The 26,605-nt window shown below is 63.3% G+C and carries 24 protein-coding genes; 10 read left to right on the top strand and 14 right to left on the bottom strand.

The features are described from left to right. Positions 1 to 4 precede the first annotated feature (4 nt). Entirely contained in the window at positions 5 to 787 is a 783-nt protein-coding gene (locus ACMT3I_RS09720) for an IclR family transcriptional regulator (protein ID WP_414804285.1), read from the top strand. Positions 788 to 817: 30 nt separating this feature from the next. Here the strand turns inward: ACMT3I_RS09720 and ACMT3I_RS09715 are convergent, their stop codons facing one another. From ACMT3I_RS09715 to ACMT3I_RS09680, 8 genes are all read right to left on the bottom strand, one after another. Then, complete coding sequence (locus ACMT3I_RS09715; protein ID WP_414804284.1) at positions 818 to 1,825, bottom strand: DNA topoisomerase IB; 1,008 nt, start codon at positions 1,823 to 1,825, stop codon at positions 818 to 820. Between the two features lie 36 nt (positions 1,826 to 1,861). Continuing rightward, entirely contained in the window at positions 1,862 to 2,128 is a 267-nt protein-coding gene (locus tag ACMT3I_RS09710; protein WP_414804283.1) for a Rho termination factor N-terminal domain-containing protein, read from the bottom strand. A gap of 110 nt (positions 2,129 to 2,238) precedes the next feature. Continuing rightward, positions 2,239 to 2,403: a hypothetical protein gene (locus tag ACMT3I_RS09705; protein WP_414804282.1), complete on the bottom strand. Its 165-nt coding sequence runs from the start codon at positions 2,401 to 2,403 to the stop codon at positions 2,239 to 2,241. A gap of 221 nt (positions 2,404 to 2,624) precedes the next feature. Beyond that, the gene (locus ACMT3I_RS09700) at positions 2,625 to 4,376 is read right to left on the bottom strand and encodes a DUF222 domain-containing protein (RefSeq protein WP_414804281.1); all 1,752 of its coding nucleotides are present in this window, start codon (positions 4,374 to 4,376) and stop codon (positions 2,625 to 2,627) included. 773 nt (positions 4,377 to 5,149) lie between these two features. Continuing rightward, positions 5,150 to 5,626, bottom strand: coding sequence for a GbsR/MarR family transcriptional regulator (locus tag ACMT3I_RS09695; RefSeq protein WP_414804280.1), 477 nt, complete (start codon positions 5,624 to 5,626; stop codon positions 5,150 to 5,152). Positions 5,627 to 5,702: 76 nt separating this feature from the next. Further along, positions 5,703 to 7,325: an ABC transporter permease gene (locus tag ACMT3I_RS09690; protein WP_414804279.1), complete on the bottom strand. Its 1,623-nt coding sequence runs from the start codon at positions 7,323 to 7,325 to the stop codon at positions 5,703 to 5,705. Beyond that, positions 7,322 to 8,296, bottom strand: coding sequence for an ABC transporter ATP-binding protein (locus ACMT3I_RS09685; RefSeq protein WP_414804278.1), 975 nt, complete (start codon positions 8,294 to 8,296; stop codon positions 7,322 to 7,324). Before ACMT3I_RS09685 ends, ACMT3I_RS09690 begins: the two co-directional genes overlap by 4 nt. 166 nt (positions 8,297 to 8,462) lie before the next feature. Further along, complete coding sequence (locus tag ACMT3I_RS09680; RefSeq protein WP_414804277.1) at positions 8,463 to 9,794, bottom strand: GNAT family N-acetyltransferase; 1,332 nt, start codon at positions 9,792 to 9,794, stop codon at positions 8,463 to 8,465. 82 nt (positions 9,795 to 9,876) lie between these two features. Here ACMT3I_RS09680 and ACMT3I_RS09675 point away from each other — a divergent pair, with 82 nt between their 5' ends. Then, on the top strand, positions 9,877 to 10,569 hold the full coding sequence (locus tag ACMT3I_RS09675) for a potassium channel family protein (RefSeq protein ID WP_414804276.1): 693 nt from the start codon (positions 9,877 to 9,879) through the stop codon (positions 10,567 to 10,569). Positions 10,570 to 10,607: 38 nt separating this feature from the next. Here the strand turns inward: ACMT3I_RS09675 and ACMT3I_RS09670 are convergent, their stop codons facing one another. Together ACMT3I_RS09670 and ACMT3I_RS09665 are read right to left on the bottom strand one after the other, a co-directional pair. After that, positions 10,608 to 11,492, bottom strand: coding sequence for a DsbA family protein (locus tag ACMT3I_RS09670; RefSeq protein ID WP_414804275.1), 885 nt, complete (start codon positions 11,490 to 11,492; stop codon positions 10,608 to 10,610). A gap of 130 nt (positions 11,493 to 11,622) precedes the next feature. Beyond that, positions 11,623 to 12,606: a hypothetical protein gene (locus ACMT3I_RS09665; RefSeq protein ID WP_414804274.1), complete on the bottom strand. Its 984-nt coding sequence runs from the start codon at positions 12,604 to 12,606 to the stop codon at positions 11,623 to 11,625. A 338-nt stretch (positions 12,607 to 12,944) separates the two neighbouring features. Here ACMT3I_RS09665 and ACMT3I_RS09660 point away from each other — a divergent pair, with 338 nt between their 5' ends. Beyond that, positions 12,945 to 14,393 (top strand): threonine/serine ThrE exporter family protein, encoded by a 1,449-nt coding sequence (locus ACMT3I_RS09660; protein ID WP_414804273.1) that lies wholly within the window; start codon positions 12,945 to 12,947, stop codon positions 14,391 to 14,393. A gap of 107 nt (positions 14,394 to 14,500) precedes the next feature. On the opposite strand, the gene ACMT3I_RS09655 is transcribed toward ACMT3I_RS09660, so the two are convergent. Continuing rightward, entirely contained in the window at positions 14,501 to 14,800 is a 300-nt protein-coding gene (locus ACMT3I_RS09655) for a hypothetical protein (protein WP_414804272.1), read from the bottom strand. Positions 14,801 to 14,866: 66 nt separating this feature from the next. On the opposite strand from ACMT3I_RS09655, the gene ACMT3I_RS09650 reads away from it, so the two are divergent. The 5 genes from ACMT3I_RS09650 (at position 14,867) to ACMT3I_RS09630 (ending at position 20,898) form a co-directional block, all read left to right on the top strand. Next, the gene (locus tag ACMT3I_RS09650) at positions 14,867 to 15,136 is read left to right on the top strand and encodes a hypothetical protein (protein ID WP_414804271.1); all 270 of its coding nucleotides are present in this window, start codon (positions 14,867 to 14,869) and stop codon (positions 15,134 to 15,136) included. A gap of 400 nt (positions 15,137 to 15,536) precedes the next feature. Next, positions 15,537 to 16,664, top strand: coding sequence for a multiple monosaccharide ABC transporter substrate-binding protein (gene chvE / locus ACMT3I_RS09645; RefSeq protein ID WP_414804270.1), 1,128 nt, complete (start codon positions 15,537 to 15,539; stop codon positions 16,662 to 16,664). A gap of 118 nt (positions 16,665 to 16,782) precedes the next feature. Further along, the gene (gene mmsA, locus ACMT3I_RS09640; protein ID WP_414804269.1) at positions 16,783 to 18,315 is read left to right on the top strand and encodes a multiple monosaccharide ABC transporter ATP-binding protein; all 1,533 of its coding nucleotides are present in this window, start codon (positions 16,783 to 16,785) and stop codon (positions 18,313 to 18,315) included. Between the two features lie 5 nt (positions 18,316 to 18,320). Continuing rightward, positions 18,321 to 19,550: a multiple monosaccharide ABC transporter permease gene (gene mmsB, locus ACMT3I_RS09635; RefSeq protein ID WP_414804268.1), complete on the top strand. Its 1,230-nt coding sequence runs from the start codon at positions 18,321 to 18,323 to the stop codon at positions 19,548 to 19,550. Positions 19,551 to 19,686: 136 nt separating this feature from the next. Then, positions 19,687 to 20,898, top strand: coding sequence for an ROK family protein (locus ACMT3I_RS09630; protein WP_414804267.1), 1,212 nt, complete (start codon positions 19,687 to 19,689; stop codon positions 20,896 to 20,898). Between the two features lie 169 nt (positions 20,899 to 21,067). Here ACMT3I_RS09630 and ACMT3I_RS09625 read toward each other — a convergent pair whose 3' ends face one another. Together ACMT3I_RS09625 and ACMT3I_RS09620 are read right to left on the bottom strand one after the other, a co-directional pair. Further along, positions 21,068 to 21,766 carry an ABC transporter ATP-binding protein gene (locus ACMT3I_RS09625; RefSeq protein WP_414804266.1) on the bottom strand — a complete coding sequence of 233 codons (699 nt, stop codon included), beginning with the start codon at positions 21,764 to 21,766 and terminating at the stop codon, positions 21,068 to 21,070. Continuing rightward, positions 21,763 to 22,833, bottom strand: coding sequence for an ABC transporter permease (locus tag ACMT3I_RS09620; protein ID WP_414804265.1), 1,071 nt, complete (start codon positions 22,831 to 22,833; stop codon positions 21,763 to 21,765). The genes ACMT3I_RS09625 and ACMT3I_RS09620 overlap by 4 nt, the downstream gene beginning before the upstream one ends. Positions 22,834 to 22,999: 166 nt before the next feature. On the opposite strand from ACMT3I_RS09620, the gene ACMT3I_RS09615 reads away from it, so the two are divergent. Together ACMT3I_RS09615 and ACMT3I_RS09610 are read left to right on the top strand one after the other, a co-directional pair. Beyond that, a complete protein-coding gene (locus ACMT3I_RS09615; RefSeq protein WP_414804264.1) occupies positions 23,000 to 24,196 on the top strand; it encodes a sensor histidine kinase in 1,197 nt (398 codons plus the stop codon). Beyond that, positions 24,193 to 24,819 carry a response regulator gene (locus ACMT3I_RS09610; protein WP_414804263.1) on the top strand — a complete coding sequence of 209 codons (627 nt, stop codon included), beginning with the start codon at positions 24,193 to 24,195 and terminating at the stop codon, positions 24,817 to 24,819. The genes ACMT3I_RS09615 and ACMT3I_RS09610 overlap by 4 nt, the downstream gene beginning before the upstream one ends. 254 nt (positions 24,820 to 25,073) lie before the next feature. Here the strand turns inward: ACMT3I_RS09610 and xylB are convergent, their stop codons facing one another. Then, the gene (gene xylB, locus ACMT3I_RS09605) at positions 25,074 to 26,519 is read right to left on the bottom strand and encodes a xylulokinase (protein WP_414804262.1); all 1,446 of its coding nucleotides are present in this window, start codon (positions 26,517 to 26,519) and stop codon (positions 25,074 to 25,076) included. Positions 26,520 to 26,605: the final 86 nt, after the last annotated feature.

The raw sequence follows: 26,605 nt of genomic DNA, 5'->3' as shown, positions 1-26,605 counted from the left end.
GTGGATGGCACAGTCCGAGTACGCAGCCAAGGTGCCTGCTGCCGATCAGACCCTGCGCATCCTGCGCTTCCTCTCGACTCAGCGCGGACCGGTCCCCGCAGCGCTCATCGCACACACGCTCGGCATTCCGCGGTCATCCATCTATCACTTGCTCGCGGTGCTTCAGGAGCACGGCTTCGTGCTGCACCTGCCGGAAGCGCGTCGCTACGGGCTCGGGGTCGCGGCCTTCGAGCTCAGCAGTGGGTTCTCCCATCAGGAGCCCATGAGTCGAATCGGGCAGCCCCTGCTCGCTGGGCTCGTCGACCGCATCGGGGAGTCGGGCCATCTGGCGGTGCTGCATGGGCGGGACGTGCTCTACATCGCCGAAGAGCGTGCTCCGCGTCGTCCGAGACTGGTGACGGATGTCGGCATCCGTTTGCCCGGACACCTCACGGCCAGCGGCCGCGCCATGCTCGCCACCCTTCCCGCGGCCCAGTTGCGGGCGCTGTATCCCGACAATGCGGCCTTTGTTGACCTCAATGGTCGCCCGCCCCACACCTATGCGGAACTCAAGGCCGTGCTGCAGAAGGTTAATGAAGACGGCTACGCCACCGAAGATGGAGAGGTGACCGACCGGTTCGCCTCTGTCGCTGTCTCGGTGCGCGACCATGTGGGCTGGCCAGCTGCCGGAATCGCCATCACTTTTCCTCGTGAGTCGATCGGTCCTGAACGCTGGCCGGAACTCGCCGCTGCGGTGGCCGAGGTCGCGGCCGAACTCTCACGTCGCATCCGCGGAACCGGGCGCTGAGCGGGCGCGACGCTTGCGGTGTGTATCCGCTCAGGCGGAGGCGTTCTCGGAGGCGCCGTCGATCAGCTGAATGAGTGCCTTTTCGGGAACGACATTGCCGTCGATGGTTTCACCTTCTTCGTAACGGGCCCAAATGGTGGGGTCGATGTAGCTGGATCGGGCGACAGTCGGCGTGTTCCCGAGCACGTCTGCCGCGGCTTTGACCGCCTCGCGTTGGTTGCGAGCTGCGGTCTTGGCGCCGGGCGCCGGCCCCAGATCGGCGAGAGCGGATGCGGCCGCCAGCGTGCCGTTGAGTGTGCGGAAGTCCTTTGCGGTGAAGTCCCCGCCCGTTCGTGATCGGATGTAGTCGTTGACATCCGCTGCGGTCACGGGGATCATCCGGTCGCCGCCCGTGCCGGTCGCTGAATCGGAGTCGTTCCACGCCAACAGACGCGACTTCGCGGGGCGCTTCAGGAGTTCGGAGACGACAGCGGCCAGGTCGGTATCGATGAGGCTGATTGACGCGTCAATGTTGCTCTTCGCCGGGAACGACAGCGAAATCGTTGTGCCGTCGACTTTCACATGCTTGCACAGCAGTGTCGACAGGCCCCGGCTTCCATTCGTCCTGGCGTATTCTTCTGCGCCCACGCGGATGGAGGTGGAGTCCAGGAGCCGAAATGCGGCAGCGAGTACACGCTCTTTGTGCAGGCCGGTGCTGCGTAGATCACGGGTGACGCGGCGGCGCGCGGCCGGTAACGCGACGGCAAGCTCGCGAGCGTGTGCAAACTTTTCGCCGTCCTGAGTAGCTCGCCAGCGAGGATGGTAAATGTACTGTCGTCGACCAGCGTCGTCGATTCCGACAGCGAGAATGTGCGCGTTCGGTGTGTCGGCTATCCAGACGCGTTTCCAAGCCGGCGGGATAACCAAGGCGGTCACGCGGGTGCGTTCGGCTGCTCCGATGGTGCGGCCGTCTTCACCGATATAGCGGAAGGTGTCACCGTTGCGGCGGCGCCGGTAGCCGGGGGACTCGTAGGGTGTGACGCGCTTCAGCCTGGGCATTCGAACTCTGGACTTCCTCACTCGCCTGTGGGGCGGTTAATGATTTCGCAGTAGTTCGATGATTTCATTCTTTCGTTTGCCCGAGTAGCCGGTGATGCCGAGCTCCTTCGCTCGAGCTTTGAGGTGCGCGACTGTCCAATCGTCGTAGTCTCCGGATTTACCGCCCTTGCGCCCGATGGCGGAGCGCCCCTCTTTAGCTGCGGCATTTGAAATTCGGGCGGCCTTCTCAGCAGAGGTGCCTTCTTTTCGTAGCTCGTCATACAGTTCGGGGTCTTTCAAGCTTGGATTCTGTCCACGTGGCACTGCACGGACCTCTTTCTACGTCCCGTTGGGTTTCTGGGTCAGGTTGCGATTCTGGGCAAGGCTGAGCTTCTGGGTCTCGCTGAACTTCTAGGTCTCGCTGAGCTTGCGAGTCACGTTGAATTGCGACCGCTGATCGCTCTGATCAACCAGGCGATGATAGCAATGACGGCGAGCACGACCCCGATCCAGAGGAGGAAGCTCAGCGATTGCACCAGCCCACCCGTGATAGCGAGAATTACCGCCACAACGATGACGATGGTGAGGAATATAGTCATTTCTCTCAGCCCCTACTGGTCGGTGGTACACGTATATGACGCCGGTGCTCTCAGTCAACATCAGCTGTCGACCAACATCAGCTGTCGACATCGGCAATTTCACGCTCGCACCGGTGAATGACCTGATCAAGGGGGTTGACACGGCGTGAAAAGGGGCTCCTCGGTTCGCGTGTCAGCTCCACGGTTCTCGAGTCAGCTCCACAAAGGGAGCGCTGCGTCAGCTAAGCGCCGATAGCGCTGCGTGTGCTGGCACTGGCGCGGTGTTGTCCGCCTGGCCGCCACGTTCTAGAGGGGTCCAGCCAGGGTGGCGCCTTCACCTGGGGCGACCCGTTGACCATCCGAAGCTTCCAACCGGATGTCTCAATACTGTGGTGGTGATACCAACACAGGAGCACACCGTTACTTATGTCTGTCTTCTGGTTGATCACCCACGGGATCACGTGGTGGCCTTCGGTCCAGGCGGGTGGGGCGGTGCAACCGGGGATGACACAGCCTCCGTCGCGGGCGGCCATCGCCCGGCGCTGCTTCCGGTTGAAGAACCGCTCCTCGTGACGAAGCTCCAAGACTTCGTTGTTCTCGCCGAGCACGATCTGTTGGAAGCCACCGGCGCAGATCATCTGCTTCACCGTGCGCATCGACACCGGCGCCTCCACGCCATCGATCCAGCCGATACCGTGGCCGTCCGCGAGGTCACGGGCATTCACATGCACCATCACTGTCGGGGCAGAACCACCCATGGTCGGCGTTTTCGGGTCGCGGGCCGTGTGGTCGAAGATCGCGCGGAAGATATCGGCGCGCTTCTCGTTCGTCGTCCTGTCATCGAACGGGATCGGGTCGTCCGGGAGTTCACCGGCATCGATGCGGGCCTGCCGCGCGGCCTCCGCGGCTTGTTCGACGGCTTGTTCGGCAGCAGAGGGGAACGTCGGGCCGCTGTTGAGCGGACCGGGGAAGCCGGAGGAATCGCGGAAGGCGGAGTCGGAGTTAGTGCCGAAGTCGGAGTCCCGGTCGGTTGCATTGGTGGCGGTGCCTCCGGTGGTGCCTGCGTCTCGTGCGGCCGCGCCATCGGGATCAGCCAGGTGAGCGTCGGGCAGGAGGCCACCATTGCCCGGAGTCTCCGTGTGAGCGGAGAGGTACGTGTCGGTAATGCCGTCCATGATGCCGCGCAGCTCGGGCGTTACCCCGCCCCGCAACGGGTAGAGGCCGTTGCGGAATGGGCCGAATCCGATGTTGCTGCGTGCCTCAAAAATATCCTCGTTCGGCGCCACCCCGTCGGGGTCGAGACGGGCCGCCCACACGGTCACCTGCCCGCGAATCGAGTCCGCATCGAACGGGAACCCGGCGTTGGGCATCCCCTCGGTCAATGCCGACTCGAGGCCCGTCGCGGCAGCGACCAATGCGGACTCGGCGGCGGCGAGCAGGTCGGGATCTACCCGGGCACGGAGCTCGGAGAGTCCGGTCACGATCACCTCAGCGGCATCGATGCCCAGCTCGCCACCAGCCAGGGCGGCAGCGACCGCGGGGAACAGCGGCGGCAGGATCTGGGTGAGTTCGTGGCGGGGCAGCACATGCTTGCCGAGCTTCAACCGGTGCGCCACCTCGCGCCCGGACACACGGGTCACCACGGTGATGAGTTCACTGCCGTTGTGACAGCCACGCTGACGCGCCAGGGAATCCTTACCCAGCCACTTCGCGGAGCGGCGCTCCACCGTGGTCGCTGTCGAAACACGGGCCGTATCGGCCAGACGGCCGAGGGCTTCGACCGAACCCAGCGCCCTGATCGAGTCGCCATCGCTGAGACGGTCGAAATCGATGCGCGCCAGGGCTGCGGCACACTGCCGACGGGCGTAGTCGAGAGCGTCGAGGGGCGAGATGTCTACTGATGCATCGACTGACGAATTAGCAGAGACTGACGCATCAGCAGAGACTGACGCATCAGCAGGGACTGACGCAGGGTCTGGGGCAATAAGAGTCATTGTGTGGCCACCGCCAGAATGACGGTGGGCGGGGCTACAGTGCGGATTGAAGCTAACGTGCGGCCTGAAAGCGCTGCCCGGGTCGAAGCCACGGTGTGGGTTGAATGCCGAACGCGGCTTGACAATGTCGCGCCGCCTGAGGCATGACCGGTGGGACAGGCATGACCGGTGGGACAGGCATGACCGGTGTGACAGGCGATCTGAGGTGCAATAGTGCTCGTATCGCAGGCCATGCCCCGAACGCTCCGAGCCAGCGTTGTCGGGGCGACCGCAGGCTTGTGAGGGGCTATGCGGCGGGATGCGGAGGAAAGTTCCATACCGCAATTCTCTCAAGATTGGAAGATCCATTCTATAAAAACAGGCATCTGTGGAGAAGTTATGATTGTGCGCACCTGTGGAGGACACTCCTTCCGTGAGCCGTGAGCCGTGAGCCGTGAGCCGTGAGCCGTGAGCCGTGAGCCGTGAGCCGTGAGCCGTGAGCCGTGAGCCGTGAGCCGTGAGTCGTGAGCCGTGAGCCGTGAGCCGTGAGTCGTGAGTCGTGAGTCGTGAGTCGTGAGTCGTGAGTCGTGAGTCGTGAGTCGTGAGTCGTGAGTCGTGAGTCGTGAGTCGTGAGTCGTGAGTCGTGAGTCGTGAGTCGTGAGTCGTGAGTCGTGAGCTAGCTGCGGGAGCAGAAACCACAGCGGGAGCAGAAACCACAGCAGGAGCCACAGAACCCACAGCAGGAGCCACAGAACCCACAGCAGAAACCACAGCACGAGCCTCCTCAATCCGAGCTACACGCGCTGCGACGCCCGCAACTCTTCCCACTCGGCGATCAGCTGCGGCATCCGCTCGTCAAAGAACCGATAGAAATGCGCCATCTCTGTCAGCCTCGCTGCCGCGATCGACGTGGGGTCATCGAGTGCCGCCGCCGCCGCGTCCGCAAGTTGGGCCAGCGATTCGTAGACCGGGTTCTTGTTCGCGACCGCGGCATACCAGGCGTCTTCCGGAAGCTCGTAGCGATCACGCCGACTGCCGGACTGGGCAAGGCGGTGCACGATTCCGATGTCCTGTAAATAGCGCACACCCCCGGAGACCGCCGCAGCGCTGACGCTCAATTTCTCTGAAAGATCCGCTGCAGTCATGCCCCCAGCCTCAGCGCCCATCAGGGCCATGAGGACGCGTGCGGGCATCCTCGGAAACCCGGCCGCAGTGAGCACAGCAGCCGACTTCTCAAGACTCGCGGTGAGCGCGTGGTCGTCTCTCGCCATCGGTCCAGTCCTCTCGATTTCTGAAGCAGTGCTGAAGCAGTGCTGAAGCAGTGCTGAAGCAGTGTTGAATCACCCATCACGTCCCACGGATGTCGCGCCGCCGCATCCCGACAACCGCTATCGCGCAGGCGACCAGGGCGACGGCGAGCATCCAGAGGCCGCCTGTCCAATCGGTATCTGTGCCGACAACCAGCGGCGTGTGGGTGAACGGCGACACGTTGCGCAGCCATTCGGGCAGACCGATCAGCCCGCCGAAGATGCCGATGAAGCCGCCAAGGCCGAGCACCGTCCATCCCAACCCGAGAGTGAAAGCCGGAAGAATGACAAAAATCAGCGCCAGGATGCCGAGATAGACCAGGGCAGCGGGTAGCTGGGCAGCGGCTGCGGCGAACGATCCGCCGACCATTGCGGTGTCGGTGCCCGATGCGAGAATGCCAAGACTGGAGAACACCGCAGCGACCACCAAAACGATCACCACCGAGACCAGCCCCAGCACCAGATAGTCAACGAACCAGCGCACCCGCGCCAGCGGAGTTGCCAGGAGTGCCTCGGCCATGCCGGCGCTCTCCTCCTGGTGCATCCGAATGATGACCTGGGTCGCACATGCTGCTGCGAGCACCCCGACAATGCTGAAAAGTGCCGAGACCAGCACCTGATCGGCCGAACCGCCAACTCCGGGCACGATGCTGCGCAGCGCATTGTCGAGTGTGGGGTCAGTCTGGGCCGCCGCAACGACAAGCTTGGCCAGCAGCCCCGCCAACAAACCTGTCGCTGCAGCACCGATCGCCCAGCCCACAATCGTCGGCCACTGCAGTCGCCAGGCAAGTCCGAATGATCCGGAGAGTGTTGACCTCGCATCCGCTCTGCCCGACCGCTCCGGCAGCAGGCTTGCTCCGCTGTCGCGGCTTGCTTGCAGCACGAACACCGCTCCGGCGCAGACAGCAGCCAGTGCGAGGCAGAGAAGCAACGGAGCCAGGGTCGGGCTACTGAACGGCGAGGTCTGCTGCGCCCACCCGATCGACGACAGCCAACTCGGCCAGGCGCTCGTCATATACAGGCCATCGACTGAGGGAGTACCCAGGGCATCACCGAGACCGCGCAGCAGATAGGCGGCTCCGACGAGTGCAACCGACAGCCCGTTGGCCCCCCGAGACGTACGCATGAACTGCGCGGCGAGCATCCCCACGGTCAGAAATGCGATGCCCACCATAGCCGTGGCGGCGCCGGTGATGATTGATCCGCTCACCTCGAGCCCACCCACGATGAACGCGAGCGCGACGATCACACCGAGCACGAGATTGGCGATGACCCCGTGGATGAGGGTGGCCACCGTGGGCAGCATGCGTGCGGCAGGCGTCGCCGCCGTCAGCTCGACACGCAGGCTCTCCTCCTCGCCGCGCGTGTGGCGCACCGCCAGGAACGTACTCATGAGGCCGGCCATCAGCGCCAGAAAAGTGAAGATCTGAAAGAAGACGACGGCATCCAGCCCCGACCCCTGCGGCACGCCACGCAACATCAAAATCGCAGGATTGCTCACGGCCAAACGGATGATCCCTTCGCGACCGGCCGCATCGCCGTAGGTCTGTTCAACCGCGCTGGCGGAGAACAGCGCGAGCAGCCCGATCCCGATGATCCAGATGGCGAGTTGCATGCGATCGCGACGGATGCGCTGCCGCAGCAGCACAGTCAGCGTGCTCATGATCGATGCGCCCCCTGGGCCGACTGCGTATCCTTTGCCGACAGCTCCGATTGAGTCGTCTGCCCCGCTGGAGCGTCGGAGTACTCCCGTAAAAAGAGCTCTTCAAGCGAGGGAGGCGCCACCGTCAGACCCTGCACGTCGAGTTCGGCGAGCAGGGGGAGCGCAGTGACAACCACCGAACTCTCGACGGTGAAATGCACCCGGTCAGCCACCAGCGAGAGCTGATATTGCGCCGCGAGTCTTGTCAGGCGTTCGGGCGTCATGGTGGCGGCAGAGAACGAGATTTCGGTGCGGGTCAGCTGGCGCAGGTCGACGAGCGTCCCTGATTGCACAGTCTTACCTGCCCTGATGATGCTCACCCTGTCGCACAGCTGCTCGACCTCAGACAGGATGTGGCTCGACAGCAATACTGTTGCGCCTTCGCCGGACACCCGGCGGATCTCCTCGTTGAAGATCACCTCCATGAGCGGATCGAGCCCGCTTGTCGGCTCGTCAAGCAGATAGAGTTCGGCGGGGGTCGCGAACGCGGCGACAAGCGCCACCTTCTGCCGATTGCCCTTGGAGTACGAGCGCCCCTTTTTCTTCGGGTCGAGCTGGAAGACATCGAGCAGCCGCGCCTTGCGCGCTGCATACGCCACGCGATCTGCCGTGCCGCCGCGCAGCCGGCTGATCAGATCGATCGCTTCGCCGCCAGTGAGATTCGGCCAAAGACTGACATCGCCGGGAACCGAGGCGATGCGCCGGTGCAGCTCAACGGCGTCGTTCCAGGGGTCCTGCCCGAACAGCGTCGCACTGCCGCCGGTCGCCCTGGCGAGCCCGAGAAGGATGCGAATCGTGGTGGACTTTCCGGCACCGTTTGGCCCGAGAAATCCGTGCACCTCACCCGCAGCGACGTGCAGGTCGAGGCCATCGAGAGCGCGAACGCGGCCAAAGTGCTTCTGCAGCCCAGTGGTCTCAATGATTGTGTCCATAGCGCTGACGATACGCCCGTTTCACAATTTTGTGAATGTTCCTCATTCTGATTCGACCGAGTGGTGCTGAACTGCGCCGTCACAACCCGCACCATGGCAGATCTGGGCCCAGCCAGCCAGCCAGCCAGCCAGCCAGCCGGCCAGCCGCCAGACCTGCTCCGCCCGACTAGAACCAGGTGCTGAGGTGCGGGCTGTGCGGCGACGCAAATGATCGATCAAGCGCCTGCGCAGCATCCGGCGTCATGCCCGTCAGTCGCCCGGATCCAGCCAGCGCCACGGCACTTGCCCCACCGAGGTAGAGCGAGGCCAGATCGTTGACGGTCAACGTGACGGTGACCGCATCCGCTTGCTGGTGCACGCTCGACGGCGACAGTACTGTCACGCTGGCGTGTCCCGTCGGCGAGATCTCGAGCACGTACTGGCCATGGGCGAACTCGAGCTCATCGTGCAGGGTGATTACGAATATGCCTGGAGCGGCATAGGTTCGCGCCGATAGGACTCGCGGCACGTCGAGGATGCGCAGCCAGAGCTGATCGCGCTGGTCGGTCTTGCGGATTGCGCGGGGATTGTTGACCTGCCAGATCACCGGCTCAATGACGTTTCGGCGAGGAGCGGAGATCGTGTTGGTCAGATCCATCTCGACCAGGAAGCGCCAGAGCGCTGAATAGGCGTCATCGGTGACTGAACAGACGTCAATGAGATGAAGGACTGAGTTCTCTTCGTGGCCCTCGAACCGGTACACGGCATATCCCTGCACACGTTGTTCAGCATCCCGGTACAGCACTGCCCTGATGTCATGAGTGTCTTCGCTTGGCACAGAGGGCGCAAGGCCCAGGATGCGCTTCCAGGTGTCACCCCGTCTGTCGGTCTCGCCAGGCGCACGCGTTCTTGCCCGGTTAAAGACGTCGGGCGCAATCGTGAAAAGGTCGCTGGGGGAGACGAACTTCACTCGTCCGTCAGGGACTGGCCCGATCCAGCGGAGTCCCTTGGTGTCGATCGTGTACGGGGCCTGCCAGGCAGCCGGACCGAATCCGTACCTGCCGTAGATCGTGGCCTCGGTCACCGTGAGCATCGCCAGGGCGCTGCCGGCAAGGCGTGCGGTGCGGAGCTCGGCCGTGAGTAGGGCGCGGGCGATGCCGCGGCGCCGGTGGGTCGGAGCCACAGTCACTGAACTGATCGCCCAGGCATCGATGCTCTCGCCGCCCGGAACGGTCAGGCCCATCTCCCAGGACCAGATCGTCGCGACTGGTTCGGCATCCTCGTCGGCCGGACGATCCCAGACACCGGTGACCCTGTCGTTGCTCTGTGCGAATTCCCCTGCCCTGTCTGCGAGGTACTCCGCGCTCGGTTCAGGCGAGTGGAAGCCACGCGCATCGGAACGAAGCCAGGCGGAGATGGCCGCGGTGTTCGACGTGTCGACCAGCCCCAGCTCCAGATCGTTGGCGGCAAGTGCGGCGTGCGAATGTGGGTCTATGGGAATGCGGTTTACCTCGGTCACCATTTCACCCTAGCCCTGTGGGCGCTGGTCGAGCACGTCAGGCAGGGAGTACCGTGTGCGTCACCGAAGGGGAGGCCGCGCCGTGGCAGCTGATTTGACGCCAGACCCGATCCAGACACCTCGTCGATTTTTCGACAGCACGCGGTTGACGCAGCCGGGGTACGGCACGGTGCTGCTGTTCATCGGCATCGCCTACATCTCCTGCGCCTGGCAAAAGACAACCGATCCGGCCGAATTCGCACTCCTGGTGCAGTTGGCAACGATTTGGGCGATCTTTCACGCCACCAATGCTCGGCCACGGATACGCCAACTGGGAACGATAGTGCTGCTGTTCTGTGCGCTGGCCACCGGGATTGTCTGGATCTTTGGTTACACGGGCACAATCACCACGACAGTGATGACCGCTGCCTCACTCATCTTGTACGGGGTGGCGCCGGCGGCGATCGTGCGTCACCAGGCAGCGCGTACTAAAGTCGACGGCCAGACGCTCCTGGCGATCATCTGCGCATACATCCTGATCGGCATGTTCTTCACATTCGCATTCGGGCTGGCCGGTCTGCACAGCGATCTGTTCGGGCTCGGCACCCAGACCACGCTCTCGACCGCGCTGTTCTTCTCGTTCACGTCGTTGACCACAACCGGCTACGGCAATTTGATTCCGGCAACGGAGCTCGGGCAGACTCTTGCCATCATGGAGGTGCTGACCGGCCAGCTCTTCGTCGCCCTGGGGATCGCGCGGGTGGTCACATCCTGGCTGCCGAGGCGTGCCTCCTGAGCGCAAAACCCCGAGGTGCTGCGCTAGTTGGCTGAGCGCTATTCAGCACCCGCCGTTGCCGCAACCTGCTCGGCGACGAAGCTCGCGAAGGCCGTTGCGTCGGTGAGTGAGCCCTTGTATGCCACACCGTTGACCAGTACCGTCGGCGTCCCCGTGACGTTCGTGATGTCAGAATTCGGGATCGGACCGGCCAGCGCACGGTCGGTCGCGCCGGCGACCCATGTCGAGAACTCCTGGTCGTTGATGCACTTCGCGACCGCGGCATCCGTCACGCCCGCTTCTTCAACGAGCGAGACCAGTTGCTTGTTCGTCAGGCCAGTCGTGCCTTCCTGTGGCTGGTTTGCGAACAGCGCAGTGTTCACGGCGAGGAAGTTATCTGGATCGTAGTTGGCCACGCACGCTGCGGCGTTTGCCGCCCGGGTGGAATATTTGCTGCCCGCGGAGTTGCTGTCGAGGATCGAGAGGGGATGGACCTCAAGGGTCGCATTACCTGCCGTCACCCAATCGGTGATCTGCTGTGCATTCGCCTTCTCGAAATCGCCGCAGTATGGGCAGAGGTAGTCCACATACGTGACGATGTTCGCGGTGTCGGTGAGCTTGGTTTGATCTGTGGGATCCGGCGTCGCGTCGGCAGGCACCGCAGTGGTCTCGACTGCTGTCACACTCGTGCCGTCACCGGTCAAGAGGATGCCATCGCTCGCCATGTTCAGCGGGCCGGCGGCGGCAGGCGCTGTGCTGTTGACGATTACGAGCGCAACGATCGCGGCAACCGCCAATACTCCGACACCGATACCGCTTCGCACCAGAATCGAGTTGCGCTTCTTGCGCTTCTGCTCCTCGATCCGCATGTTTCGAGCTTTCTCGCGGGCCTCCTCGCGACGGTCCTTTTTCGAGGGCTGCGGTTTGCCGTAGGAATTGCTCATGAGGTGCATCACCGTTTCGTCAAAGTGTGAGGACTCTTCCGACGCTAATTAGTGCTGCTGTGCTCAGGCTTTCGGCCTGCTGTGAGTGAGCTGTGCACCCGGCGGCTGAACTGCGGTTAGGCCCTTGTGGTTAGAACTCCGCAGCCGTGGTCGTGACGCGCTCGGCGGAGGCCCTGGGTGGCACGCTCGGCAACAAGGTGGGAAGCACGCACTGCCTGCCGCCGACCAGGTTGAGGCACGGGTCGAAGATGTCGGGGAACGGCTTGGCGTCTGATGCTCCGAACCAGTTGTTGTACATCAGCCAGAAGTTGAGATTGCCGTCCGCTGAACAGGCATCACCCTTCGTGATGTCGGCCAGGGCCGCCGCATTCGGCTGGTACGGCGTGTAGTTGTACAGGTTGGCCGTTGCCTGGTTCTTGATCGTGACGGTCGTCGCTCCGCAGGCGGCGTTCGGGTGGAATCCCACGTTGATCTCACCGATCTTGTATGCGCGGTCAGGCTCCTGTGTGTACTGACGGAACTGCCATGCAGCGTGATAGATCTGGTTGAAGAAACCGAAATAGTCGGCATTGCAGTCTGCTGTGTCCGGGCAGCCGTAACCGGCGGCGCGCAGGTAGCCTGACTCGCTCGGGCTCGTGAGTAGTGACTGCTCCTTCTGCAGCAAAATGAGAAGTACCCGCGGGCTGATCTGGCAGGCTTCGGCCACCTTGGCGAGGATGCGGCTGGCGCTTTCATTGGGGGCGCCTTCGTATGCGACGCAGTGTCCAGGCGCATCCGTTGGCTGGTCTGCGGTGGTCTCACTGTAGTCAGCGAGACAGGATGCCGTGTCCTTCGGCGCACAGTCCTGCGCTTCGAGGAAATTCTGGATATCGGATTCGCTCATGGCGGTCGCGTTGTAGAAGTTGTAGTCGCTGATGATGAAGCCGGGGTCGAATTCATCCGTGGTGCGAGATGTGGCTGATGCAGCCGTGACCGCTTCGTTGGAGGCTGTGGGTTCTGCTGCGGTGGCGGCCATGGCAGCACCCCCGATTCCAGAGAACGCGAGCAGGGCGACGAGCAGGGCGGCGGGACCGCCGATGAGCAGTCGGCGAGAGGCTTCGGCTAAAAATGACATTCCTTCGAGCTTACTGGTGGACGCTGAGGCGTCGGTGGGCAAGTCCTCCGGATTTCCTGTTGGCGCAGCGCGGGCATCCGCTAACCATCCGACCAGCCGGCATCCGCTAACCATCCGACCAGCTGCTCGGCTCAGTCAAGCCTGGCTTCGAATTCAGGCTCAGAGGCCTTCTTTCGACGGGATTGCCGGCCCGCAGTTGAGCCTGGGCGCGGGGTATTCCGCGAGGCGCGCGCTTTATCGCGCGCCAGCCGGGCTACCCCACGCCCAGCCAAAATCACGACTTTCCCCCGACTGTGCGCCAACACTGCCTGAGGCGTGATCTGCCCTTACCCTTAAGGGTGACTAACAGCATCAACGACCGGCGTAACGTCCTTCGAGATCGCGTTAGTCGATCCATCTCGAGGCTGGCCGGTGACGCCATCCGCACGATCGATGCTCCCACCCAGGTCATATCCATCGTCACCGCAGACGACCAGATGCCGCAACGGCACGCCAGATTGGTGATCGACCTGTGCCTGCGTGCAGGGGAGGCGATGCTGGCTACTGGCGCTTCTGCTGCAGACGTTGTGGCCACCGTGTTGAGGGTCAGCACTGCCTACGGCGTCAGCGGAATGCACGTGGACATCACGTTCACATCTCTTACCGTGTCGATCCATCGCGGGATGAACGAAGACCCCATGTCGGTGATGCGAGTCGTGAAGGTGCGAACCACGGACTACTCGCGGCTGCAGAATGTGTACCTGCTGATCGACGAGATAACCCGCGCCGATAGTCAGATCGGTGTCGAGGAAGCACGTGAGACTCTCAACTCGATTCTGACCAGCCCGCATCCATACCGCCGTTGGGTGGTCACCGCAGGCAAGGCCATTCTCGCTGCCGGAGTTGTGGTGATGTTCGACGTGAGCTTCGTGCTCGTGTTCATCGCGGCGGCAACGGCAATTCTCTCCGACGTCATCACCCGCAAGCTCGGAAAACTCTTGGTACCCGACTTCTTCGCCCAAATTGCGGCGGCGATGGCAACGACTAGCATCGCGGTATTCATCTTCTGGTTGCGGTCGATGGGCATCGAACTGCCGGGATCCAACAGCCCCACCGTCATCGTTATCGCGGGAATTATCACGCTGCTCTCCGGCGTCGGCCTCACCGCATCCGCCCGCGACGCCATCGACGGGTACTACGTCACTGCGACAGCACGCGGTATGGAAGTGTTCATGCTCACCCTCGGTCTCGCCGTCGGTATTTCGATCGTTCTGGGCGCTGCGCTGCGGATAGGACTGCCCGTGACGATCGGGACATCGCTCGGTGGCGACATCGGTCTCGTTCCCGGCGTCGTTGGCTCCGCGCTCATCGGTGTCGGATTCGCGCTCACCTCCTACGTTCGACTGCGCTACGTATTGCTGATGGGCGCCTTGGCCGGTCTCGTTTTCGCCGTGTATTCACTGGTACTTCCCCTCGCCTCCCAGCCGGGACTTGCGCCGGGTATTGCCGGTATTGTTGCGGGCGTCATTGGGTACCTCATCTTTCGCTGGGTCAAAGTGCCGGAGAGTGCGATGACTATGGCGGGCATCATCGGCCTGATTCCGGGGCTCGCGGTCTACCGGTCGTTGTATGCGTTGATGGACTCCGCGAACGGAGTGACAGAGGCCCTTCCCGCGATGGTGATTGCGCTGGCGACCGGCATTGGGCTGGCGGCTGGAACGACCATCGGCGGCTTCGCTGCCCGGAGAATCTTTGGCCTGGATCGCTCGGCCATGCTCGCGGGACGGCGGACCCGCGGGGCGCGCTAAGCGCTTCTCAGCGGACTCCAGCCAGCCGCCGGTCAGTGTCCGCGCGCCGCCCTCGCGCGTGCGTTGACGAATCGCGAGAATCTGTTCTGGGAGCGGGTTGCGGTTCCTCAGCCAAGCAAATGGGTGACGACCTGATCGATGATCGTGAATTGAGTTTCGGCTGACTCGCGCCACGGCCTCGACTTCAGTTCGAGGCTGTGATTGGCAGTTTCGACGTCGACAAGGTGGGCGGATGTGGTGCCGACCAGGTCGGGGCGCCAAGAGGGGTCGGCCGTACCTCCGACAGCAAGGTGCCGTCCGGGATTCGCTCGAGCCAAGGCATCGGCGACGACAGAATCGGTGAGGATCGGTGTCAGCCATACGGCGCGTACGTCTCGCTGCGGGTTCGACCACGACGCGTACAGCACCCGGTCACGTTGCTAATGGAGCGAAGCGATGATGCACTAGACAAACGCCGAAGATTGGAGACAAGGATGTCTGACGCAATCCTCATCGCTGCTTGTGGCATCGCACTTGCGGTCGTCATTGTTGTCCGAGGGGTTCGACGTCGGCGCTTGCGCGAGGCAGCAGCGCCGGTTGGTGCCGCTGCGCGTGTGCTACGCGACGTGTATTCGGGTAGGGGAACCGAAGAGCAACTCGCCGGGGAATTCGACCCTGCGCCATCCACCTCGATGACTCTGGACGGCGAAGACCCTCTGCGTTCCCACGGCGTCTACCTCGCTGATCAAGTCGATCGCGAGTGACGCACCGCTCAGATAAAAGCGTCGCGTCGTGAGCGGTTGGCTCAAACCGTCGCGGCCCGAACTTATCTAGGCCGTGAGCTGCGATTGCACACCGAAGGCGAGGGATGCTCGCGTCTCGCGCAACGTTTTGGCCACGAATTGAGGAATTTTTCTCAAAACATTGGACGCGCGTGGTCAAAGTTGGATAAGTTCTCTCCGTCAACAAAAGGTCGCGAATGCGGCCGGGATCATCACAGCGATGTCCCGTTACAAGGAGGTAACGCCATGACAACTTGTGCACGCGCCTGCATCGTTCAGGCCGCCCACCGCCGTTATGGACAGCCCTCTGTTCAGTCGGCCCCCGGTGTCAACCGCGGCCGCTGACGTGACTGGCAGCTCTCAGAGAGGAAAGCAACCAACTATGTCCATGACCAAGAAACTCCTTGCCATCGCGGCGACCGGAGCCGTGCTCATGTCGCTCGCGGCATGCGCATCTGGTGACTCGTCAGGCGCCGGGGCAGAATCCACCGACGCCATCGCGGGTGACTGCAACGTCGGTATCTCAATGCCCACTCGCAGCCTCGAGCGCTGGATCAACGACGGCGAGCAGCTGCAGAAACAGCTGAAGGATGCCGGCTGCACGGTTGACCTGCAGTACGCAGACAACAAGACCGACCAGCAGATCAGCCAGATCCAGAACCAGGTCGCCGGCGGCGCCAAGATTCTCGTTGTCGCAGCCATCGACGGTGAAGTACTGGCGCCGGTGCTGGCCGAGGCCAAGAAGCAGGATGCCACCGTCATCGCCTACGACCGCCTGATCAAGGGCACCGAAGACGTCGACTACTACGCAACGTTCGACAACTACAAGGTCGGCCAGCTGCAGGGGCAATACATCGAAGAGCAGCTCGGTCTCGCTGACGGCAAAGGCCCGTTCAACCTGGAGCCCTTTGCCGGCAGCCCGGATGACAACAACGCCAAGTTCTTCTTCTCCGGCGCCTGGGATGTTCTGCTTCCCTACGTCGAGAGCGGCCAGCTGGTCGTGCCGAGCGGCAAGGCACCGGCATCCGACGATGACTGGGCTTCAATCGGCATCCAGGGCTGGGCGTCCGACAAGGCGCAGGCCGAGATGGACAACCGCCTGTCATCGTTCTACACCGGCGACCAGAAGGTCAACGTCGTGCTCTCCCCGAACGACAGCCTGGCCATCGGCATCATCGCCTCGCTCAAGTCGGCCGGCTACACGCCGGGCGCTGACTACCCGCTCATCACCGGACAGGATGCCGACAAGGCCAACGTCAAGGCGATCCTCGACGGCGAACAGTCGATGACCGTGTGGAAGGACACCCGTACCCTTGGTGACCGCGTCTTCACCATGGTCCAGGAGATCAACGCAGGCGAAGAGGTCGAGGTCAACGACACCAAGACGTACGACAACGGCAAGAAGGTCGTCCCGTCGTACCTGCTCGACCCAGAGGTCGTCGTGAAGGATGACGTGCAGACCAAGCTCGTCGACTCCGGCTTCGTCAAGGCATCAGACGTCGGACTGTAAGTCGCTCACCGCGACACAGCACGACTGAAGTGAACCGGCCGGTTCCGCCATCTGGCGGGGCCGGCCTCCCGGAGTCTGTGGGTCTGGCATCCACAGCGAGCAAGAACAGGAGGCTGCCATGGAACACTCGACGATCCTTCGGATGAACGACATCGGGAAAGATTTCAGCGGCGTCAAGGCCCTCGATGGCGTATCCATCGAAGTGAAGCGCGGCGAAGTGCACGCGATCTGCGGCGAGAACGGCGCGGGCAAATCCACGCTGATGAAGGTGCTCAGCGGTGTGTATCCCGTCGGTAGTTTCGAGGGGACAATCGAGTTCGAGGGCAAGCAGGTCGCCTATCGCAACATCAACGACAGCGAGCATGACGGAATCGTCATCATCCATCAGGAGCTCGCACTCAGCCCGTACCTCTCTATCGCAGAGAACATTTTCCTGGGCAACGAGAATGCCCGTCGCGGCGTCATCGACTGGAACAAGACAAACAGAGAGGCAGCACTGCTGCTGGCCAGGGTCGGCTTGGACGAGAACCCTGCCACCAAGATCCTCGAGCTCGGCGTCGGCAAGCAGCAGCTTGTCGAGATTGCCAAGGCGCTCTCCAAACAGGTCAAACTACTCATCCTCGATGAGCCGACAGCTGCACTCAACGATGAGGATTCCGCGCACCTGCTCGGCCTGATCGATCACCTGCGCGGCCAGGGCATTACGTGCATCATCATCTCCCACAAGCTCAAGGAGATTAAGCGGATCGCCGACACCGTGACGGTCATCCGTGACGGCAAGAGCATCGAGACGATCGCGATGGACGGACCGGATGCCACCGAGGCGCGGATTATCCGCGCCATGGTTGGTCGTGACCTCAACAACCTGTTCCCGCCGCGTGACCCGAACATCGGCGCCGAGGTGCTCAGGGTCGAGAACTGGACCGTGTACCACCCGGTCGACACGACCAGGAAGGTCGTCGACGGCGCATCCTTCACCGTGCGGGCCGGCGAGATCGTCGGGTTTGCCGGGCTGATGGGTGCTGGCCGCACCGAGCTGGCGATGAGCCTCTTCGGTCGCTCGTATGGCAGCAACATCTCGGGCAGCGTGTTCAAGAACGGCCAGGAGATTCAGATGCGCACGGTGGATGAGGCGATCAGGAACGGGTTCGCCTATGCCACAGAAGACCGCAAGCGCTATGGCCTCAACCTGATCGGCGACATCTCGGTCAACGTGTCGGCAGCCGCGCTCGGCAAGCTGGCCAAATATGGCGTGATTGACCGCAATCGTGAGTACAAGGTTGCCGAGTCGTACCGCCACAAGATGAACATCAAGGCGCCATCCGTTACGGCCATCACCGGCAAGCTCTCTGGCGGAAACCAGCAGAAGGTCGTGCTCTCAAAGTGGATCTTCAGCGGTCCCGACATCCTGATTCTTGATGAACCGACCCGCGGTATCGACGTGGGCGCCAAATATGAGATCTACGGAATCATCAACGAGCTCGCCGCCCAGGGCAAGGCCGTCGTCGTGATCTCCTCCGAGCTGCCAGAGCTACTGGGCCTGGCCGATCGCATCTACGCGATCTCCGAAGGCAAACTCACCGGCGAGGTCGCCAGAGCCGACGCCTCGCAAGAAACTCTCATGCAGTACATGACCGCGGGAAAGGACTGAGCCCGATGAGTACCACCAGCACCCCAACCACTACGCCAACGCCCACCCCACCTCCTGCCTCTACGACGAGGAAGCTGCCGCGGCTGTCGATCAACTTTCGGCAGTACGGCATTCTTGCTGCCCTGGCCGTCATCATCGTGCTCTTCCAGATCCTCACCAACGGGCGGCTGCTGCTGCCGGGCAACGTCAACAACCTGATCCAGCAGAACGCGTATGTGCTGATCCTCGCGATCGGCATGGTCATTGTGATCATCGCCGGGCATATCGACCTCTCGGTCGGATCGGTCGTGGCATTGGTCGGCGCCGTTGCGGCGATCAGCATGAACTCCTGGGGCCTGCCCTGGTGGATGGCCGTGATCGTCTCGCTGCTCGTCGGTGCGGTGATCGGGGCCTGGCAGGGGTTCTGGGTGGCGTTCGTCGGGATACCGGCGTTCATCGTGACGCTGGCTGGCATGCTCATCTTCCGCGGGCTCACGCTCGTGCTGCTCACCGGTGGAACCATCAGCGGCCTGCCCGCCGAGTTCACCGCTATTGGTGCCGGCTGGATTCCGGGATTCCTCGGCGAAATCGGTGGCCGCGATGTGCTCACCCTCGCCCTCGGTGTGCTGACGGCGCTGGCACTCATCGTGCAGCAGCTGCGCAACAGGGCAACGCTGCGCAAGCTCGACTTGCCGCGCGAGCCGCTCACCTCAATGTGGCTGAAGAATGGCATCGCGGCCCTCGCGATCATCTGGTTCGCCTGGCTGCTGTCCGGCTACAGCGGAACCCCGATTATCCTCATCATCCTCGCCGTGCTCATCCTGCTCTACACGTTCGTTCTCAACCAGACGGTGTTCGGCCGCCACGTGTACGCGATGGGTGGCAATATGTTCGCCGCCATCATGAGCGGCGTGAAGACCAAGTGGGTCAACTTCTTCATCTTCGTGAACATGGGCGTGCTGGCCGGCCTGGCCGGTGTCGTCTCGACATCCCGTGCGGGTGGCGCTGTGGCATCCGCTGGTCAGAACTACGAACTGGATGCGATTGCTGCCGTCTTCATCGGTGGCGCTGCGGTGCAGGGTGGCGTCGGAACCGTCGTCGGTGCAGTCATCGGTGGTCTGGTGATGGGTGTGCTGAACATGGGCCTGTCGATCCTGTCTGTGGATGCTGCATGGCAGATGGCGATCAAGGGTCTCGTGCTGCTGCTGGCTGTGGCCTTCGACATCTTCAACAAGCGCCGGGGTGGCGGGCGGTAGGTCGCGCTGATCGGTTGGGCTGTCGTGGTCCCGCACGGCCGTCGGCTTTCGTGCTGCCTGAACGAAAATGTGGTTGGGGAGTTTCGTGGTGCCGATGAGTGTCGCGAGCGTGCCACAGTGAAGGGTGGTGAGTCGGATGATTAGTGCGCAGCCGACTCTCGGCGTTCGCGGGGGCACGAGCAACGACCAATTGCGGCGGTACAACCTGTCGATGGTGATGACGATGTTGCATCATCAGAGCGGATGTTCCCGCGCCGAGCTCACCAAACGCACTGGGCTGAATCGCTCAACTATCTCGGCGCTGGTGTCTGAACTTGTCGACTTGGGAATGGCGTACGAGGGTGAACCCGAGAGCGCCATTGGCCGGGTCGGACGACCCAGCCCCCAGGTGTACCCGAATCCAGGGCTGGCCGCGATCGCTGTGAATCCCGATGTGGACGCGATCACTGTCGGACTCGTGGGCCTCGGCGGTGAGGTGATCAGGCGCATCCGCTTCGATACGGCCAGGGTGCCGAGCGTTGGCGAGACGATCAACGTGGTCAAGGCAATCGTCGATGGGATGCGCGGGGAGATCGACCGGAGCTATCGCATAGCGGGCGTGGGCGTTGCCGTGCCTGCGCTGGTGAATTCGTCTGACGGACGCATCCTGATCGCCCCGCACCTCGGCTGGCGTGACACGGCGCTCGCCGCACCGCTGTCGAAGGCGCTCGGGTTTCCGGTATTCGCCGGCAATGACGCGAGCCTCGGTGCGATCGCTGAGAGCCTGTTCGGTGTTGCGCAGAGCTGCGATGACGTGGTCTATCTCAACGGAAGCGCGAGTGGCATCGGCGGTGGACTCATCATTGGTGGTGCGCCCCTGCGCGGTACAAGCGGGTATGCGGGGGAGCTCGGCCACACCCTGGTGAACAGCGCTGGACTGCGCTGTCACTGCGGACGTACCGGATGCCTCGAAACCGAGGTAAGCCTGGCCAGACTGCTCGCCGTGCTCGGCGTGACGCGCGCAGACCAGGACGATCTTGACATCGCCCTCGGGGTGTCCCGCGACCCGGCCGTTCTGCGCGAGGTGCATCGCCAAATCGACTTGCTCGCCGAAGCGATCGCTAACTTCGTGAACATGTTCGACCCCGAAATGGTTGTGCTCGGCGGATTCCTCGGCTCGCTCTTGTCTGTGGGGCGCGAGCGGCTGGCCGAAGCGGTCAGGGAGCGCTCGATCAATAGTCGGGGTCATGGTGTGGCAATCGAGCGGGCGAGTCTGCGCTCGCGGCTGATGATGGTCGGAGCCGCTGAGCTGCCCTTCGCGGGGATGCTCGATGACCCGGCGGGCTTCATCCGTGGGCGGCAGGTGTAGGGCATCCGCTCTGGGCGCTGCCACGCCACGCCACGCCGCGCCACGCGACAAGTCGTGTGGCGAGCTGCGTGCGGTGGCAGGCAGGGCAATGGGTCGCCCACTTTTGCTAGTTGTGGAGCGTTCTCAACCAGCGAAAATGGGCGACCCATCGCTTGTACTACTGCACTGATCAGGCGGGGACAACCGCCGGCTGCTCGGTGAGGCGTCCGTCGACCATGTGCACGACCGCATGCATGCGCGGTAGGTGTACGAGGTCGTGGGTGACGAGCAGTGTCGACGTGTTGAGCTCATCGGTGAGGTGAAGGATGAGATCGATGATGCTCGCCCCGCGTTCCTGGTCGAGCGCACTGGTGGGCTCATCAACGAGGAGCAGGCTGGGGTCGTTCATCAGGGCCCGCGCGATGTTGACGCGCTGGCGCTGACCGCCGGACAGCTGGTGTGGTCGCTTGTCACCGTGCTCGCTGAGGCCGACCGCGTCGATCAACTCGGCTGCCCGTGCTGAAACTTCGGCCCGCTTGCTTCTGCTGTGGCGAGCACCGAGTTCGTTCATCACTTCGAGCTGCTCGAGTGCGGTGAGCGAGGGAATCAGGTTCGGCTGCTGAAAGACGATTCCGATCTTGTCGCGGCGCAGATCGCTCGCTTCAGCGGGGTTGAGCGTCGTGGCGTCGAAATCGTCGATGAGAACCTGACCGGAGTCGGGAGTGATCAGAGTCGCAGCCACAGCGAGGAGGCTGGATTTGCCCGATCCGCTCGGTCCGGTGATTCCCGTGACGGTGCCAGGGTGGGCGGTCAGAGAGACGTGGTCAACGGCGGTGATACGGGTGTCGCCGTCTTTGAAGGTGAGGGTGATGTTATCGAGACGGATCATCGGTTGCTCCCAAGTGCGGTCAGTGGGTCGGCGGAGGTGACGGAGCGGAGTGCGAAGGCAGCACCCGCAAGGCCGAGGACGATCATGATGACCCCCGGCAGGATCGTTGTCACAGGACTGAGCATGAACGGCAGGGCACCGCCGGCAAGGGCGCCGAGGATTGCCACGATTCCGATTCCGATACCGATACCGAGGACCAGCACGATAAGTGCCTGCCCGAGGGCATCACGGACGAGAGATGACGTGCTCGCGCCCAGGGCCTTCAGCACGGCGATGTCGCCCTTGCGCTGCATGGTCCAGACGGTAAAGAACGCGCCGATCACGAGGGCGGAGATGCCGAACAGCATGCCGACGATCATCAGGAGTGAGCCGATCTCGGACTTGAAGGCGCCGATAGCGGTGAGGGAGCCGAGGGTGCTTTCTGCGATGGTGTCGGTGTTAGCGGATGCGGCGTCCCAGTCAGGGGTACCCGAAACGGCAAGGACAGTTGCGTAGACATCCGGATTTCCCGTGGCCTGGGAATAGGCCTGCCAGTCGTCAAGCGTCATTTTCACGACAGGCGTGTGGCTGTACCACCAGTCGCCTTCGATTGATTCGACCTGGTATGTGGTGCCGGCGATGGTGACAGTGTCACCGGTTGAGACGCCCAGATCCTTTGCGGCGGGCTCGGACAGTCCCAGTGAACCGTCCTTTGTTGGCGACGAGCTGTCGAAGCCGGGCTCGACGCCGAACGCGGCGATCGCCACGCGAGTATCCCCATTTTCGGCGCGCGTCTGGCTGATTCCAATCGGCTTGGCCGAGGTGACGTCACTCGTGGTTGCCCAGGCATCTGCCTGCTTTTCGGTAATCGTGGAATCGGAGAAACTCGCCCCCGAGCTGCCGCTTGACGGCGCGGAGAACACGAGCCGGTCGGAAGGTATGGAGAGTACGGCTGAGATGTTCTGGGAGGCGAGGCCACCGGTCAGTCCACTGAGGAATCCGACAAGGATGGTGATGAGCGCGACGACCGAGCCGATGAGGATGAACCGGCCGCGGGCGAAGCGCAGGTCGCGAAGAGCAACGAACATAGTGTGTTCCTTTCATGTCGTCTTATGGGCGACACATACAACTTTTCCGTTTTTCGCCCTGTCTGGCATCAGTCACCAGCACGGCATTCAGCGACGAAAAGATGGACACCTCAGTCGTACTTTTGACTGATGAGAGTTGGCGCCGCGGCGCGTAAAATTGGGCGTCATGGCCCACGCTGAGATGACTCCGATTTTCGTGGGACTGCGCACGGGTCTGCACGTGCTTTTCGTCGCTCTGGTGGCCCTTGTCATCGGGACCGCCGTCGTGAATCCGACGGACGCAAGCGTCGCGGTTGTCGTGACAGCGATCATCCTGTTGGCGACATACGCCGCCGGCGGGATCTTCGCCCGTGCGTCGCAGTCTGGCGGTCGGGGTCGGGGTCCGGGTCTGCTGTGGGTCGCTGTGGTGACAGCTGAGTGGATCGTTCTGCTGTTCCTGAGCCCCATCGCCGCGTATCTGGTGTTCCCTTTGTTCTTCCTCTATCTGCATATCCTCGGTCGACTGGTCGGCACGATCATGGTCGTTGTCACAACGGCAGTAGCGATCGTCGCCCTCGGTATCGAGGGCGGATGGAGCTTCGGTGGGGTGATCGGCCCTCTGGTCGGTGCAGCTGTCGCCGTGATGATCGGGCTCGGCTATCAAGCCCTCGCCAGAGAAGCCGTGGAACGCGAGCGCCTCATGTCGGAGTTGCTCTCCACCCGTGACCAGCTCGCCGCGGCCGATCACGAGTCCGGGGTGCTTGCCGAACGTGCTCGTCTCGCGCGCGAGATCCACGACACCGTCGCGCAGGGGCTGTCCAGCATCCAGATGCTCCTGCACGCTGCAGAGCGAGCTGACCCCGAACGTCCGGGGGTCGAGCACATCCGTCTCGCCCGTGAGACTGCCGCATCCAACCTCGCCGACACTCGACGTTTCATCAGCGAACTCACCCCACCGAATCTCGATGAGGCCGGCCTCGGAGGCACGCTCCGTCGTCTGGCCGAGACGCAGTGGACACCCCAGGGGCTCGTCGTCAACGTCCGAATCTCCGACGCGCTGACGTTGCCGATGTACCTCCAGACCGCACTGCTGCGCATCGCGCAGGGTGCTGTGGCGAACATCATCCAGCACGCCGAGGCCAGCACGGCCACCATCACTCTGGATGTCGACGGCGATGACCTGCGCTTCACGATCGCCGATGACGGACGGGGTTTCGACCCCGACGACCTATCATCCGAAACAGGCCGCGCGCGTACCGACTCCTTCGGGCTGCAAGCAACGCGGGAGCGCGTCGACCAGCTCGGAGGCGTGCTCACTGTCGACTCAGCCCCTGGCAGAGGGACAGTCGTGACCGTCGACCTGACTCTGAAGGACAACGCATGATCCGACTCGTGATCGCCGACGACCACCCCATTGTGCGGGCAGGTCTCAAGGCCCTATTCAGTTCTGAAGAAGACTTCCTCGTCGTCGCCGAGGCTGCCACTCCCGACGAAGCCGTCGCAGCGGCCGAGCGGGAAAACCCCGACGTGGTGCTGATGGACCTGCAGTTCGGTCCGCGGGAGGGCATCACAGGGGCAGACGCGACCCGGCGTATCCGGGCACTGCCTGCACCGCCGTATGTGCTCGTGCTGACCAATTACGATTCGGATGCCGACATCCTCGGGGCCGTCGAAGCTGGCGCGAGCGGCTACCTGCTGAAAGACGCGCCACCGCACGAACTTGTCGCGGCGGTCCAGGCTGCTGCGGCTGGCGAGAGCGCGCTCGCACCGGTGATCGCCTCACGACTACTGAACCGGATGCGCGCTCCGAAAGTGAGCCTCAGCGCTCGCGAGATGGAAGTGCTCGAGGCTGTCGCCGCCGGTCGCTCCAACACCGAGGTCGCTCGCGAGCTGTTTGTGACCGAAACAACCGTGAAATCACACCTGGCGCACATCTTTTCCAAGCTCAACGTGACGTCGCGTACGGCCGCGGTGTCGACGGCGCGGCAGCAGGGCATCCTCCGGTAGGTGCTGGTCGGTTGGTGCTGGTCGGTTGGTCGCTGGTCGCTGGTCGCGTGGTGCGTGGTGCGTGGTGCGTGGTGCTTGAGCGCTCGGTGCTCAACGCGCCTGCTTCGGTGCGCTGAATACAGGACGAATCACGTCAGTGGCGTCGAAAACAGGACTGATCGCGCTCTCTTACCCGGTGCATCCTGTTTTGGCGATTGGCTGACAAGCCGGCCGGGCGGCAGGGCTGACGGCCGCGCACGTTCGGTCGGCCGCGGCTACCCGCGGTGCGCCGCGTACTGCTCCCGGATGACGGGACGAAAGTCAGGGGTCGGCTCCGCAACGGTGGCCAGTCCCCAGCTCGGACGCGAACCGGTCAGTGCCCATGCCGCCTGCGCTGCTGCGCCATTCGCCACGTATTCACCAGGGGTCGGTACCTGAACCGGCACCGAGAAGACCTGCGCGGCGATCGCCTGTACGGCCGGATTCAGCGCCGCACCACCGATCAACAGGATGCGATCGGCCCGCACCCCGAGGGCGAGCACGGCATCGAGACCATCGGCCAGACCGCAGAGCAGACCCTCGATTGCGGCGCGAGCCAGATTGGGTCGTGAGGTGGATGCCAGCGTCATGCCGAACAACGATGCGGTGGCATCCGGCAGGTTGGGCGTGCGTTCGCCCTCGAAATAGGGCTGCAGAACGAGTCCGCCCGCGCCGGGTTCAGCGGCGAGGGCGAGGCGGCCGAGCTCATCAAAATCGACGCCGAGCAGGCCGGCGATCGAATCGAGTACCCGAGCGGCGTTGAGGGTGGCGACGAGGGGGAGGCTGCGACCGCTGGCGTCGGCGAATCCGGCGACGGTACCGGTGACATCCGCTGTCGGCTGATCGGTGACCGCGAAGACCGTGCCACTGGTGCCGATGGAGACGATGACGTCGCCCGCGCTTGCGCCGAGGCCGAGGGCCGCACCGGCATTGTCGCCGGCCCCGACGCCGATGACGAGACCGGATGTTTTTGTGCCGGCCGTACCAGTCGTGTCGGCAGCCGTGGTCGTTGTCGCAGTCGTGCCGGCCGTTTCGCCCGGGCCCAGAACGCGAGGCAGGACGGCATCGTGGCCGAGCGCGAGCGTGATTAGTTCGCGGTCGTAGTCGCCGGTGAGAGGGGACCAATAGCCGGTACCGCTGGCATCCGAACGGTCGGTGGTCAGCTCGTTAAGAACCGGGCCGAGGGGACTTTCGCCCACAGGGCCGAAGCCGCGCAAACGCCAGGTCAGCCAGTCGTGGGGGAGTGCGACGGCAGCGACGCGTGCGGCGTTCTCCGGTTCGGCGTCGCGCAGCCAGCGCAATTTGGTGATAGTGAAGGACGCGACAGGAACCGAGCCCGTGCGACGAGCAAGCTCCGCGGCACCGACTTCTGCGATGAGATCCGCTGCGGCGGTCGCACTTCGAGTGTCATTCCAGAGCAGGGCGGGGCGGATGACGTGGCCGTCGGCATCCAGCGCCACCATGCCGTGCTGCTGGGCGCCGATCGAGATGGCTGACACATCGTCGAGGCCGCCGGCGTCAGCGATGGCTAGCTGCAGCGCCTCCCACCAGGCTGCGGGGTCGACCTCGGTGCCGTCGGGGTGCGTGGCGCGGCCGCTGCGGACCAGGGCTCCGTTCTCGGCCTCTGTGATGACAACCTTGCAGCTCTGGGTGGATGAATCGACTCCGGCGACCAGGGTCATGCGGTGCTCCTTGACGGGTGGGTGGGCGGTGCGTGCTGTGTGGAACGGGGCTGTGCCGTGTGGAACCGGGCTGTGCCGTGTGGATG

The sequence above is a fragment of the Leifsonia sp. A12D58 genome (genome assembly GCF_047530025.1).
In the GTDB taxonomy this organism is placed as follows: domain Bacteria; phylum Actinomycetota; class Actinomycetes; order Actinomycetales; family Microbacteriaceae; genus Cryobacterium.
This window is presented reverse-complemented; position numbering and strand designations above follow the sequence as displayed.